At 41.1% G+C, this 248-nt stretch carries 1 protein-coding gene; it reads left to right on the top strand.

The annotated features are described in order from the left end of the window. Window positions 1-248, top strand: a 248-nt coding sequence (locus tag CXK91_RS22830) for a hypothetical protein (protein WP_258035671.1), incomplete at both ends; no start/stop codon positions are given.

Raw genomic sequence — 248 nt, 5'->3', positions numbered from 1 at the left:
TTATTTATTTTTTACTGACATTTCTGGGAGCGATAGCGGCAGGATATATAGTCAGCTTTACAAGTCTGCGTAATGCAGTAAAGCGCGATATAGTTGAACCTAAACAGACTTGTAGTGTTTCTACAAAGAAAAATGAGGTGAAAAATTTACTGCAGGTTGAAGATCAAGCATTAGGGCTAGTTAGTTGCTCTTCGACACCAGTTTCTGGCTATTCTTCAGTGCCGGCATGTAGCCTGCCTTCAGCCTCA

The sequence above is a fragment of the Stutzerimonas stutzeri genome, from assembly GCF_002909485.1.
Lineage (GTDB): Bacteria > Pseudomonadota > Gammaproteobacteria > Pseudomonadales > Pseudomonadaceae > Stutzerimonas > Stutzerimonas stutzeri_AH.
Note: the sequence above shows the minus strand (reverse complement) of the source record. Positions and strands in the feature narration are given on the sequence as shown.